The following is a 13,363-nucleotide window of genomic DNA, read 5'->3' as shown; positions in this document are numbered from 1 at the left end:
ATGAAACAAAAAGTTATTAATCAAATGAAACAAGTATTTGAAAAATCTCGTATCGGAGTTCTTTCTACTGCAGTTAACAATCAACCTAATAGTCGTTATATGATTTTTTATAATGACGACTTAGATTTGTATACAAAAACAAGCCGTTCTTCTCAAAAAATTGAAGAATTAAAACAAAATCCAAAAGCACACGTATTACTCGGTTATGAAGAAGGATCTGGTCATCCTTATGTCGAAATCGATGGTACAATTGATATTATTACGAATTCAAAAGAAATAGATTGGTTATGGCAAGAACAAGATAAAACATTTTTTGATTCAAAAAATGATCCGGATTTAGTCGTTATCCGTGTCATCCCATCACATATCAAGTTACTAAACAGTGAGGATTTAGATACACCTTTCGAAATTGATGTCAGTGCCCTTTAATTCATTCGTGCAAATTAATGAGAGTGTGCTGATGAATCTGTCAGTTTTTGAATCATTAACCTATTCGGGATTGGTTGAGGAAATGCTTTTATTTTCCGATTGTTCCCATTGTTATGCTTTTGTTTATATAAAATGTCTTACCCTTATATAAAGTTGTATTCCACACAAAAGGCAGTATACAGAACTGCATGGCATCACATGCTTCTGTATACTGCCTTTGTACATTACGCGCCGTTAAGCTGTAATTGATACATCTTGTAATAAATGCCTTCTTGCGCAATTAAGGATTCATGTGTTCCTCTTTCTACAATTTCCCCTTTATTTAACACTAAAATTTGATCGGCATCTTGAATCGTCGATAAACGGTGCGCGATGGCAATCGTTGTTCGTCCAGTCCGCATACGATTGAGTGACTGTTGAATCGCTTCTTCCGTTTCTGAGTCAATATTCGCCGTCGCTTCATCAAGAATAAGCACTTTAGGTTGGATAGCCATCGTTCTTGCGAAAGCAATTAATTGACGTTGACCGCTTGAGAAAGCACTCCCCTTCTCAATCACTTCGTGGGCGTACCCATTTTTCAATTGACGAATAAATTCATCTGCGTGTACAAATTGAGCTGCTGCTTCTATTTCTTCTTGTGTCATCGTCGGATGATATAACTTAATATTAGAAGCGACCGTTCCATAAAACATAAATGGATCTTGCAACACAAGTCCGATATTACGTTTTAATTGTGCCGGCGGAAAATCCTTAATAGATTGCCCGTCAATTAAAATTTCACCACGGTTAAATTCATAAAAGCGCATAAATAAATTAATGATAGAACTTTTACCGGAACCTGTATGCCCTACTAGAGCTACTGTTTGGCCAGGCTCCACTGTGAATGAAATATTTTTAAGTACATCATGTTGACCATCATAACTAAATGAAACATCTTTAAATTCAATTTTTCCTTCTTTAATTTCACCTTGACTTTGCACATTTTGTAACGGCGCTAAAGTGGGATCGTCCATCATTTTGAAAACACGACTAGCTGAAACAATGGCTTGTTGGAAAATATTTAAATTTTGACTCACTTGGTTGACAGGTTCAAAGAAACGTTGCATATATTGAATAAATGCATACACTACCCCTGCTGTGACAGTTGTTGAAAAACTTAAAATACCGAAATACGCTAATATCACAACGATTGCAAATGTTGATAACATCGTAATCGCAGGTCGTAATAATAGACCGTCTAAACGTATTGTCTTAATTGAATATTGATAATGTGATGCATTAATAGCTTCGAATTCATTTCGTAATCGTCGCTCTTGATTAAACACTTGGATGATTTTCATACCTTCTATAGATTCACCGAGTTTGGCATTTAAATCAGATAAGCGCTGACGTGTTTCATAGAAATAAATGGATGCATATTTCCGATATATTGCGAGCACAACGATTACAATCGGAATAAACAACATTGCGAAAAATGCCATTCGAATATCTAAGACAAACATCATGACAAAACTTGCGATAATCATGAAAAATGCAATTAAAAAGGAAGAGAGCACACCTGTGAACATTTCGACAATTGCCTCAGTATCATTTGTTAAACGCGAAACAATGCTCCCACTCGGCGTTTCATCAAAAAATTTCATTCCTAATTGACTGATATTATGAAAAGCATCAATACGCAGTTGTTGGATAACTTTAAATGCTAAGTATTGTAAGTAATAAATACTTAAATACGTAGTGACTGCCCCTATTAATTCGACTGCAACAAAAACGACTAACAAAATCGTAATTTCATTTCTTGGGAAATGTTGCGGTGTTAAATACTGATCAATGAACATTTTGACAAGATAAGGAACAGACATACTTGCCATCGTTGAAAAAGTGAGCATTGCTAAAGTTAGGAAGATTAACTTTTTAAATGGAAATGTATAACGAATGAGTCGCATTAAAGTCTGAGTTTGTTCTTTCGTTGTCAATTGAGATTTGACGTCTTGCTGCATCATTTTCGCTCACCTCCATCAACTTCACTTTCTAAATCACGGGTAAGACGACTTTGCATCGCTTGTGAACGGTACGTCTCCGCATACCAACCCTCTTTTGCCATAAGCTGTTCATGTGTCCCGCGTTCAATGATAGTGCCATGTCTCATTACAATGATCATATCTGCATGCATAACCGCACTCATACGGTGCGCCGTAATAATATTCGTTTTATCTTGACGTTCTTGTTTCAAATTGTTCAGGATGGCTGTTTCAGTTTCTGCATCTACAGCGGATAAGGCATCATCTAAAATTAAAATTTGCGGATTCATCATTAATGCCCTTGCAATGGATATCCGTTGCTTTTGGCCGCCTGATAATGAAACGCCTCGCTCTCCGACAACGGTGTCATAACCTTCAGGCAAACTTAAGATGTCTTGATGAATATGACTCATCGCACTTGCATGAAAGACCCTTTCATCCGCAACATCCGGTTGACTAAATGCGATGTTACCACGAATGGTTGATGAAAATAGAAAATGTTCTTGTGGCACGTAGCCGAACTGACCTCTAAGTTTGTTAATTTCATAATCACGGATAGGTCGTCCGCCATACTGAATATCTTCGGGCTGTTTGGTATCAAACTCACGCAGTAAAAGACGTAATAATAAACTTTTACCTGAACCTGTATGTCCAACAATCCCTAACGTCATTCCTTGTTTAATTTGGAAATGAACATCTTTTAAGTCTGGTTCTGTTTCACCTTTAAATTCGAACGTATCAATATTGAAATCAATATCACCTTCAGGAACTGACGATGTTTGAGATGTCGTCACAATATCACTTTGTACACTTTCTATTTTGCGTATCCGGTCATAAGATGCTGATCCTCTTTGAACGATATTAAAGAAAAATCCAAGCGCTAATAACGGCCAAACAAGCATGCCTAAATAAGTCGTGAATGTAATGAGTTGACCAATCGTGATGGACTCATGAATCACCATCAATGCTCCAAAGACCACACTTAAAAGGTAGCTTGCACCAATTACCAATTCAATTGTAGGATCGAAAAGCGCATCAATTTTGGATACAACTAAGTTTTTAGCCACGACACGGTCACTCAATTGTCGAAAATCCGTTTCGTCCGCTTGTTCATAACCAAAAGATTTTGTCACTTTGACCCCTGCGATACTTTCTTGCGTTTTATCATTTAATTGACTAAAAGCCCCTTGTGCTTCTTTAAAACCCTTGTGCAACAAATGGCCGTAATAACTCGTCAATATCACCAATAATGGTAAAGGAATCATCATAATGAGTGTCAGTTTAGGACTAATGGTCACACACATCATTATTAAAGTGATGCCACCCGTTATGACTGCTTCAGATATCGTAAACACACCGATACCCGCAGTGTTTTGCACCGCTCGAATATCATTTGTCGCATGCGCCATTAAATCACCTGTACGGTAATTTTGGTAAAATGATGGACTCATATTCGTATATTTTTCATAAAGTTGATTTCTCAAAATTCTCCCTAATTTTGCACTTGCGCCAAAAAATCGCGTACGCAAAAAATAACGTAACGCATAAACTGCTAAACCGACGATAAAGATAATCACAAGATACATTGTTAAATTTTGAGGTGTCAACGTGTGCTGTGCGATATGATCTATCACAAAACCTATAATTTGCGGTGGAATCAAGCTACATAAAGCTGTAATAACTAAAGCAATCAAGGCACTTATATAGCGCCATTTTTCTTGCTTGAAAAACCACCCGAGTTGCTTAAAAACTTTCATGTTGCCACCTACTCTTTCTAAGCACAGACTGTACTTTCATATTTATTTGTATAAGAACAATAGCATCGACACGTTTTTACTGTATTCTATTCAAACGATGCACGCCTCATCGTTAAAACAACATTAAATTCATTTTTCGAAACACGCACGTCTCTTCTGTTCCCTATTCTGGGGCGCGTGAGTAAGAGCTACATCAACCTGTATACAAGTGTCGCATATATAATCTGGATAGCTACTATTCTATTGTTTGTCTAAAGTTAATAGATTAAGGAATCTCTATCCCAATCTATAACGTGAATGATCAAAGCGATGGTTACGCGCTTTTAAACTATTATTGACACAAGCGCTCGACGCAATCCGCTTTAATTCTTATCTACATCCTACATGTTTTCGCCCCTTTCTAAAGCTATGCTTCGTGTTGTGATAAGTCCTTCACTCGCCGCTCAAATAAATTAGACACACTTTATTTATGCTTTTATACTTTATTGAAAAGCTCTACATTTAAAAGTGACGTCGTATCCCTTAATTTTTCTTACTTTTCTAACTTTCATATTTTTACTAAGTCCTCTTATTATAGCACGCTGCCTTTTTACACTTTCCATTTTCTGCTCATCATTCATCCTGCCTCCCCCTCCCACTACGTTTAAATGTCAAAATATTTCGATAACATTTTAAACTATTTTATCATACTTTATCTCACCCAACATAACGGCCTCGTATTTATTGCTTTATTTTTAGAAAACACAATCTGTACTGATTATTATGAATCATCCATAGGCTAGAATTTTAGTCGGGAAATAATGAGATATTTACCATTGAGATGCATAAAAGTTATCACTTTCTTTAAAAACGAATGATAAACAAAGCAAAGATAAGTTGGTTGAAAAATTGGTAACATAGCACCAAAACGGATAGGGCTACACAACTTTATTGTTCATATGTTAAGCTAATAAAAAAGAGAGGAAATGAGGTAACAACATGACAAAATTCGATCATGTGCGTCCACCGCAACATTTTGCACGTCATCACAAAACACTCATTGTCATTAAGCATTATGCTTTCACGTGTGATAATCGTGTTTATTTTTCTGATACACGCTATGTAGATTTAGAACAACATACGTATCAACTAGAGGTTGAACTATGGTCAAAAACAGATGATCAAGGGATGGCTGTGGACTTTAAAGAAATCGATGCTGTCTATAATCACTATTTAGCGCCTAAACTTGAAGGACAGTTGATTAACGATACATTACCTGAAATGAACACCACTGTAGAAAATATTGCCCATTGGATTTGGCAACAATTCCATGCGCACCTACCAGAAGGCGTCTCATTGAATACAATTACATTATTTGAAACACCTGATCAAGGCACAAAATTAACACGAAATATTATGGCACAATAAATAGACTGAATCACGCGCGAATCTCGCCACTATCTATAAAGTATTTAAATGCAACAGCACCCCCATCTTCTCATCATTTTGAAAAGGTGGGGGTGTTGACGTTCTGTATCGTTAGTTAATGTTCTATTTCGAACATTGTTTTAATGGTTTCGAATAATTCTTCTTCGGTCATCACAATATGGTCAGGGTTGTATTGTTGATGCGTCATAGGACGATTTCGACGATTAAACCAAATACTATGCCAACCTGCATCAATGGCACCGATGACATCATTGTCAAAATGATCTCCGATATAATAAATTTCATCCGGGGCAACCTCTAACTTCTGCTCGACAACTTTAAAAATACCTCGTTCTGGTTTCGATAGACCGAATTCTGCAGAAATAAATTGATGTGACTCAGGAATAAAAGCATCTAGCTTTAATGCTTCTATTTTACGACGTTGACGATCAGATTCACCATTTGTCAAAATACCTAATTCAACTTGTTGAGACGTTAAAAAGTTGAGGATTTGTGCCATCGTCTCTGATAAGTTGATATGTTGTTGTGCGGCTTCATAATCCTGTTGAAACGCAATAGCCATGTGCTCTGGTAAATCAATATCAAAATCATGTACTGCTTGTGTGATGCGCGCAATATGCATCGCTTTCAGTGATAATTCACCGGTTTGTGTCGCTTCAAATAATGCATCACTATAAATTCTAAAGTGGCGATACAATGTCTCTGCACCAATATCGCTATCTGCAAAATGACGATGATATGCAAATTCAAAAGCTTCCAATTGATTGTACAGCGTGTCATCTAAATCAAATAATATGACCTTCATCATCCAATACACCCCCTATAATCGTAGCAATTCAATCAGTATATCTTTGTGAGATTATTATATAATTTCCACATCGTCATGAACAGTTTTTCAAACCGTTTAACCCTTTTATTTGTTCAATAAAATGATTAAACAACAGGATTATGTTTCTTACGAATCAAGAGCCGCTTTAATTGTTTTTAAATACACTTTTGTCTTGTCGATTCCCTCTTCTTTAAAGCGTCTCACAATTTCACTACCGATAATAACACCATCTGCCACTTCTATAATTTCACGCACGTGTTCAGGTGTTCGTATTCCAAAACCGGCAAACACAGGAACTTTACTCTGTGCTTTAACATCTAAAATATTGTTTTTGAGTTCAGGATGAAAATGACCATTTTGCCCTGTCACTTGATTCATTGTAATTGTATAGATAAATCCTTCCGCAGACGCTGCGATCCGTTTACGTCGTGAAGCTGCGGCTGTCATCGCAATTAAGGAAATGAATTGTAACTGACGCTCTGGATGACGCGCTTTGAGTTGTTCTACATATTCAAAAGGCAAATCTGGAATAATAAGGCCTTTCACACCTGCTGCTTCGGCATCTTTTATAAAAGCCGCTTCACCATACGTTTCGATGGTGTGATAATATGTCATTAAAATGGTGCGTGTCTGTAATTCATGCTGTACCGCTTTTAATTGGCTTAAAATTTTCTGTGCTGTCATACCCGCTTTAATAGCAGCTTGGCCTGCTTCCATAATGACAGGACCATCAGCGACAGGATCAGAAAATGGAATACCTATTTCAACATAATCAGCGCCTATTTCATCTAAAGCTTTAAGTTCGTCAATAAACTGAGGGCCACCCATAATATAAGCGACAAATTGCTTCGTAGTCATTATTAACGCTCCCTTTCTTCAAGATAATTTTTGATTGTTTCCATATCTTTGTCACCTCGACCTGAAATTGTAACTACAAGGACTTCTTCTTTATCCATTTTAGGGGCAAGTTTTTCTACATAGCTTAATGCATGTGCACTTTCAATTGCTGGAATAATCCCTTCAGCTTGCGTGAAACGAACTAATGCGTCCATAGCTTCTCTGTCATCTGCCGTCACATAGTCAACACGACCGATATCGTGATAATAACTGTGCTCAGGTCCGACACCAGGATAATCTAACCCCGCTGAGATCGAGTGCGCTAATTTAATTTGATGCTGTTCATCTTGAATAAGATACATTTTTGTGCCATGCAACACACCTTTACTTCCTTTATTGATGGCTAGCGCATGACGATCTGTATCCGCGCCTTCTCCAGCTGCTTCCACACCGTACAGTTTAACCGCTTCATCATTGACGAAAGGGTAGAAAGTCCCTATCGCATTAGAACCGCCACCGACACAAGCTACAATCGCATCAGGTAATCGTTGTTCTTTTTCATGAAGTTGCGCTTTAATTTCATCACCAATCACACGTTGAAAATCTCGTACCATTGTTGGAAATGGGTCTGGACCAAGCGCCGAACCTAATAGATAATGTGTATCCTCAACATGCGCCACCCAATATTGTAATGCTTTATTGACAGCATCCGATAACGTCCCTTGCCCATCTGTCACAGGCACAACTTTAGCCCCTAATAATTCCATACGAAATACATTTAACTGTTGTCGACGGATATCCTCTTCTCCCATAAAAACAACCAGTTCCATATCAAATAATGCTGCAACGGTTGCACTGGCTACACCATGTTGTCCTGCACCTGTCTCAGCTACTAATTTCTTTTTGCCCATTCTTTTCGCTAGAAGCGCTTGTCCAAGTGCGTTATTAATTTTATGTGCGCCCGTATGATTTAAATCTTCACGCTTAAGATAAATTTTAGCGCCACCGAGTTGTTCAGTATAAGATGCCGCAAAAGTTAATGGCGATTCACGCCCTACATAATGTCTTAAATAGTCATGATACATGGCTTGAAATGCGTCATCTTGCTTCGCCTCTATGTAGGCTTTCTTGAGTTCATCTATTGCTGGCATCAGTGTTTCTGGTACGTACTTGCCACCATATTCTCCAAAGAATCCATTTTCATCTACTTCTAATTGAATATGTTTCATCTTATTGCTCCTTTCATAATTGCACACATCTGTTTCATTTTGATTGGATCTTTAATGCCTTTGTCTCTTTCGATACCACTCGCAATATCGATTCCGTGAATGTGTGTATGTGTTTTTAATAATTGTGCTAAATTTTGTGTATTCAATCCTCCAGCAATCATGTACTTTGTTTCGGGCAAGTCATTTAAATATGACCAATCAAACACTTCCCCTGTTCCACCAAAATGTTGTGATGGCGTATCAATCAAAATTTTGTCAACAGCATCACGATACGACATTATATGAGAACGCAATATGTCGTCAGCAGGAAGCGCTTTGAACACTTGTATATGTGGATAGTACGCTTTAAATATACGTAAAGTCTCCACAGATTCATCTCCATGAAATTGAAGGGTGTTAATATTCGTCTGTTCAACAATATTTTGCAAAGTTTGCATTGAAGCATTTACAGTAACAGCCACGCGGTCAATGTCATCGGGCACTTGCTTTGAAAGGCTGTGCAATGTTTCTAGATTAACGTACCGTGCACTTTTAGGATAAGTAATAAAACCGATTGCAGATACATCACATTGAATCGCAGCTTCAATATCTTGTTGTCTCGTAAAACCACAATATTTTAAATACATATTAGACACCCTTTGTTAATTTAAAAGCTTGAATTTGTTTTTGAGGTGCTTTGGCTTTCATTAATGATTCCCCCACTAAAATGCCTGCAATACCTGTGGAAGTTAGTTGAGCGATATCTGCAGGGGTCTTAATACCACTTTCCGAAATATAATGCACACCCGGTTGCTTACACGTGAGTATTTGAGACGTGTGTGCAACGTCAGTCTTAAAGTGGCGCAAATCTCTGTTGTTAACACCTATCAGTTCTGGATTGAGGCGATGTGCACGTTCAAGCTCTTTACGGTCGTGTACTTCGACTAATACTTCTAAGCCTAATTCAGTAGCGTAATTGTATAATTGTTGGAGTCGTACATCTGTTAAAACATTGACAATTAATAAAATAATCGAGGCCCCTGCTTTATGTGCAAGGTCTATTTGGCGTTCATCGACGATAAAATCTTTACAAAGTACAGGTAAGTTTGTTTGCTGGGTTAAATCTATCAACCGCTCGTAACTGCCGCCAAAATACCTGTCATCTGTTAAAACAGAAATGGCTGAAGCCCCTCCTTCTGTATAAAGTTGCAATTGTTCTGTTAAATCACGTTCAGGAATGTCTGACACTGTCGGACTTTTTGACTTAATTTCTGCAATGACACCTATTTTTGAATCATCCGCTAGCAATTGCGTAAGACGAGGCTTGTGCGCCACATTGATGGCATCTATCTGAGCTATTTTCTGTTCATAATACCCCTCTGCTAGTAATGCTTTTTTATATGTGATGATTTCGTCTAAGATACTCATACGATGACACCTCTCGCTTGTTCGTATTGTTGATAGGCTGCACCTGAATCAATACATTCAGCCGCATAGATAATGCCGTCTTGAATAGATGCTGTTTTTTCAGCAGTATAGAAAGCGATACCCGCGTTCAATAACACCACATCTCTCCGACAAGAGCGATCTTTCCCTTTTAAAATATCTAAACTGATTTGCTTATTTTGTTCAGGCGTTCCGCCTTTTAAAGCATCATCAGGCGCGTATTGTAATCCGTAATCCGCGGCATTAACGGTATAGACCTCAATCCCTTTATTTTGGTTCATTTCTACAATTTGGTTATCTCCAGATAGCGTTGCTTCATCCATGCCATTTGCGCCATGCATCACTATCGCTCTCTTACGTCCTAATTTTTGAAGCACCTCTGCAATTTTCACCATTCTTGATGGATCAAATACCCCCATCGCTTGGTAATCTAAGGCATAAGGATTAATGATAGGGCCTATCAAATTCAGAATCGTCGGCCGTCCTATTTTTTTGCGTACAGATTGCATATTTTTCATTAATGGATAAGACTCTGTCGCACTAACAAATGCCAAACGGCTCGTCGCCAGTTGTTGTGAAACTTGTTGAACCGGCGTTGTCGAAATCTCCATTGCTTGTAAAATGTCCATTCCACCTGACTGTGAAGTGACACTTTTATTTCCGTGTTTAACGACATGAATGCCGCCACTTGCAGCAACAAATGAAACGGTCGTTGAAATATTAAAACTATTCGATCCATCTCCCCCTGTTCCACAGACGCACATACTTCCTGTATGTTGAGGTTGTTCTTCATACATGGTTTGAATCAAACGCGCACATAATGCATATAATTCATCTGTTGTTTCACCTTTCATCGTATATGCAACAAGCAATCCTACCTTATCTTCTATCGGTGTTGTTTCAGAGATTAAAGTATTGACGAATAATGCCATATCATCTGCATCTAACGTTTCAAAATTCATTATTTTATTGAGCAATGTCATGTGACTTCACACCTTTCTTTACGATGAACAAAAAATTCTCAACCACTTTCGCCACATCTTTACTTGCAAAAGACTCTGGATGATATTGAAGACCAAAGTGTGGCCGACTTCGGTGTTCAAATGATTGAATACTATCTCGCGTACGTCCTGTAATCAATAACGAAGCGGGTAATGTGGCTTCTTCACAAATCAGTGAATGGTAGCGCATAATGTCAGAATGTTCTGAAATCCCGTTGTATAAAGCGCTCGGTGCATCAAAAGATAACTGATCAATTTTACCGTGCATAACTTTCTGTGCGACGTTCACATCCCCACCGTAATAACAGTAAAGTGCTTGCGCTCCAAGGCAAATCCCTAAGATAGGTATATGTTCGAACGATTGAATAATCCGATGCAAATCATCGCTATCGTTTGGATGGCCTGGTCCAGGTGAGATGACCACACCATCTGGATTCAGATTAAAGATTGACGTATCGTCTGGATAATGGACACGCACATTGTCAAATGGTCGCAACATGTCTACCAGGTTGTACGTGAATGAATCATAATTATCGATGACTAATATCATAGTGTGACCTCCAATAAACTTTTCGCTTTAAGTTTCGTTTCTTCCAATTCTTTCTCAGGCACAGAGTCATAGACAACACCGCAACCCGCTTCGACATGAACATCGTTATCATCAATGACCATCGTTCGAATGGCTAGGGCTAAATCCAACGTATGATCACAATTGATATAGCCTACACCCCCGCTGTAAACGCCTCTTTTATAGGGGTGATTCTCATAAATACGTTGAATCGCACGTAATTTCGGCGCACCCGAAACTGTTCCTGTAGGTAAAAGACTCGCGATTATATCAAGAGGAGAGCGCTTGGCATCAATTTCACCTACGACCTCTGTCACAATATGCATGACATGTTCATAGCGTTCTATCGTCATTAACTTCGGTATCTCTAATGAGTTAGGTTTGGCAATTCGCAAAATATCATTACGTCCTAAGTCAACCAACATACGATGCTCGCTTAATTCTTTTTCATCTTCCAACAAAATTTGCGCAAGTTTAAAATCTTCTTCCTCTGTCTCACCTCTTTTAATTGTGCCCGCGATTGGGTTTGTCATGACTTTGCCATCTTTCACTTTAACGAAGCTTTCTGGCGAACTCCCGATTAAAATGGGTCCTCCCATATTTAAGTAAAACAGATAAGGACTTGGATTTTTGCGTTTTAATTTTTGATAAAGCCGATACGTTAATTGATGTAAATGATGACCAAAGCCATGAGCATATTTGTAAACTCGAGAAGGAACGACTTGAAACATATCCCCTTCTTGAATTAATTTTTTAAACTGCGTAATTTGATTGATAAAAGTCGCTCCATCAATATTGGTTTCAATTTTCCGTTGTGGCAAGTTGTATTCTATTTCCTCTTCAAACAGTTGAATGTGGCTAAATACATCAATCATCGCATCCAAGCGTTGTACCATCTCTTGTTCAGAGGCGCCTGAGAAAAGATTTGTCACAATCACATAAATCTGCTCTTTATAATGATCAAAGACATAGACCGATTCGATCATGTAAAAATGGACGTCTTCTGTTTCTCCTTGAACCGGATATTGTTGAAGTATGGGAAATGCATGTCGCACTAAATCAAAACTGCAGTAACCCATGAACCCTGAAATAAAAGGAAGTTGTTGTAATGCTTCGTACTTAATATCTGATTGGTGTGCGCCTATAAAAGCTTTTAATTTTTCAAACGGAGCGTCCGTTTCATATTTTGAATATTGAGGCGTCGAAATATTTAAACCCGCTTCAGTCAATGTCACTTCACCATACGTATCAAACGCAACAACTGAATAACGTCCTTTGGTTTGAGATGTTGTGGCACTTTCTAATACAATTTTGTGTTGTTTATGTCGTGCTAGTGTTTCTGGATTTATTGGTGCATCTAAAATGCGATAACGGATTTTCATCGGTCTCCCCCTTAATTTTTAAAATAAAAAAACGCGTGTGTCTCCTTAAAAAAGGACGCTCACACGCGGTACCACCTTTGTTAACAGATATACTTCTGTTCACTCAAAATCTTATAAAATTAGCTGCTTCCAGTAAAACCCAATTCATTTGAAGTCGGTATAGACTCTCATCAACCGTCTATTTTCTGATGCTACCGATGATTCAAACTACTACATCTTACCTCACTATTTAACTATATCTCACTAAAAAATAAAAAACACCACGGTTTCCCATCCTCTATAAGGACGCGTTACCGTGGTGCCACCTTAGTTAATATGACTGTTGTGCCATATTCGCTTTTAAAATCATGATTCAATTATTACGTTAATGCGTGATTGCCCAATTCATTTTTACGCCGTGCTAACTTTCATCAACCGTTAGCTTTCTGCATGCTACAAACGATAAAAACTACTTTCA

The 13,363-nt window shown here is 38.0% G+C and carries 13 protein-coding genes; 2 read left to right on the top strand and 11 right to left on the bottom strand.

What is annotated here, in order from left to right:
* The gene (locus tag KM149_RS02345) at positions 1–429 is read left to right on the top strand and encodes a pyridoxamine 5'-phosphate oxidase family protein (RefSeq protein WP_050345201.1); all 429 of its coding nucleotides are present in this window, start codon (positions 1–3) and stop codon (positions 427–429) included.
* A gap of 224 nt (positions 430–653) precedes the next feature.
* On the opposite strand, the gene KM149_RS02340 is transcribed toward KM149_RS02345, so the two are convergent.
* The 3 genes from KM149_RS02340 to KM149_RS02330 all read right to left on the bottom strand — a co-directional run bounded on the left by KM149_RS02340 (position 654) and on the right by KM149_RS02330 (position 4,827).
* Positions 654–2,432 (bottom strand): ABC transporter ATP-binding protein, encoded by a 1,779-nt coding sequence (locus KM149_RS02340; RefSeq protein ID WP_173545578.1) that lies wholly within the window; start codon positions 2,430–2,432, stop codon positions 654–656.
* Positions 2,429–4,207 carry an ABC transporter transmembrane domain-containing protein gene (locus KM149_RS02335; protein WP_060829424.1) on the bottom strand — a complete coding sequence of 593 codons (1,779 nt, stop codon included), beginning with the start codon at positions 4,205–4,207 and terminating at the stop codon, positions 2,429–2,431. The genes KM149_RS02340 and KM149_RS02335 overlap by 4 nt, the downstream gene beginning before the upstream one ends.
* A 482-nt stretch (positions 4,208–4,689) precedes the next feature.
* Positions 4,690–4,827 carry a hypothetical protein gene (locus tag KM149_RS02330; RefSeq protein WP_169925587.1) on the bottom strand — a complete coding sequence of 46 codons (138 nt, stop codon included), beginning with the start codon at positions 4,825–4,827 and terminating at the stop codon, positions 4,690–4,692.
* A gap of 358 nt (positions 4,828–5,185) precedes the next feature.
* Here KM149_RS02330 and KM149_RS02325 point away from each other — a divergent pair, with 358 nt between their 5' ends.
* Complete coding sequence (locus KM149_RS02325; protein WP_165545247.1) at positions 5,186–5,614, top strand: 6-pyruvoyl trahydropterin synthase family protein; 429 nt, start codon at positions 5,186–5,188, stop codon at positions 5,612–5,614.
* Between the two features lie 115 nt (positions 5,615–5,729).
* Here the strand turns inward: KM149_RS02325 and KM149_RS02320 are convergent, their stop codons facing one another.
* The 8 genes from KM149_RS02320 to KM149_RS02285 all read right to left on the bottom strand — a co-directional run bounded on the left by KM149_RS02320 (position 5,730) and on the right by KM149_RS02285 (position 12,906).
* Positions 5,730–6,443 carry an HAD family hydrolase gene (locus tag KM149_RS02320; RefSeq protein ID WP_241415501.1) on the bottom strand — a complete coding sequence of 238 codons (714 nt, stop codon included), beginning with the start codon at positions 6,441–6,443 and terminating at the stop codon, positions 5,730–5,732.
* Positions 6,444–6,590: 147 nt separating this feature from the next.
* Complete coding sequence (gene trpA / locus KM149_RS02315; protein WP_050329980.1) at positions 6,591–7,322, bottom strand: tryptophan synthase subunit alpha; 732 nt, start codon at positions 7,320–7,322, stop codon at positions 6,591–6,593.
* A 2-nt stretch (positions 7,323–7,324) separates the two neighbouring features.
* A complete protein-coding gene (trpB, locus tag KM149_RS02310; RefSeq protein ID WP_241415500.1) occupies positions 7,325–8,530 on the bottom strand; it encodes a tryptophan synthase subunit beta in 1,206 nt (401 codons plus the stop codon).
* Positions 8,527–9,156 carry a phosphoribosylanthranilate isomerase gene (trpF, locus tag KM149_RS02305; protein ID WP_182280853.1) on the bottom strand — a complete coding sequence of 210 codons (630 nt, stop codon included), beginning with the start codon at positions 9,154–9,156 and terminating at the stop codon, positions 8,527–8,529. The genes trpB and trpF overlap by 4 nt, the downstream gene beginning before the upstream one ends.
* A gap of 1 nt (position 9,157) precedes the next feature.
* Positions 9,158–9,937 (bottom strand): indole-3-glycerol phosphate synthase TrpC, encoded by a 780-nt coding sequence (trpC, locus tag KM149_RS02300; protein WP_165545251.1) that lies wholly within the window; start codon positions 9,935–9,937, stop codon positions 9,158–9,160.
* Complete coding sequence (gene trpD, locus KM149_RS02295; RefSeq protein WP_165545252.1) at positions 9,934–10,938, bottom strand: anthranilate phosphoribosyltransferase; 1,005 nt, start codon at positions 10,936–10,938, stop codon at positions 9,934–9,936. The genes trpC and trpD overlap by 4 nt, the downstream gene beginning before the upstream one ends.
* Positions 10,922–11,506, bottom strand: a complete 585-nt coding sequence (locus KM149_RS02290) for an anthranilate synthase component II (protein WP_241415499.1) — start codon at positions 11,504–11,506, stop codon at positions 10,922–10,924. Before KM149_RS02290 ends, trpD begins: the two co-directional genes overlap by 17 nt.
* Positions 11,503–12,906, bottom strand: coding sequence for an anthranilate synthase component I (locus tag KM149_RS02285; protein ID WP_182308576.1), 1,404 nt, complete (start codon positions 12,904–12,906; stop codon positions 11,503–11,505). The genes KM149_RS02290 and KM149_RS02285 overlap by 4 nt, the downstream gene beginning before the upstream one ends.
* Between the last annotated feature and the right edge of the window lie 457 nt (positions 12,907–13,363).

Source organism: Staphylococcus coagulans (assembly GCF_022557135.1).
GTDB classification, from domain to species: domain Bacteria; phylum Bacillota; class Bacilli; order Staphylococcales; family Staphylococcaceae; genus Staphylococcus; species Staphylococcus coagulans.
Note: the sequence above shows the minus strand (reverse complement) of the source record. Positions and strands in the feature narration are given on the sequence as shown.